The sequence below is a fragment of the Burkholderia sp. BCC1998 genome (genome assembly GCF_905339875.1).
Lineage (GTDB): Bacteria > Pseudomonadota > Gammaproteobacteria > Burkholderiales > Burkholderiaceae > Burkholderia.
On the sequence record NZ_CAJPHE010000120.1, the window covers coordinates 1 to 273 of the forward strand.

Sequence of the window (273 nt, forward strand, 5' to 3'; positions counted from 1 at the left end):
GTCTTCGCCGGCCTTCTTCGGGTTCACGCCCGCGACGAATGCTTCGCGGCCGTTTGCGTATTCACGGCAGGCGCGCGTGTGGAATTGACCGGTCTTGCCGGTAATGCCCTGCGTGATGACCTTCGTGTCCTTGTTGATCAGAATCGACATGTATTTTGACCTCTGTTCGATTGGCGTCGCGTACACACCGCGCCGCCATACCTATTCATTGAGCGCGCTTACTTGCCTGCGGCAGCCGCGACGACCTTCTGCGCAGCCTCTTCCATGCTGTCA

At 59.0% G+C, this 273-nt stretch carries 1 pseudogene; it reads right to left on the reverse strand.

What is annotated here, in order from left to right:
* Positions 1-150 (reverse strand): annotated as a pseudogene (locus U5A56_RS37055) (succinate--CoA ligase subunit alpha); the annotation flags it as partial.
* Positions 151-273: the final 123 nt, after the last annotated feature.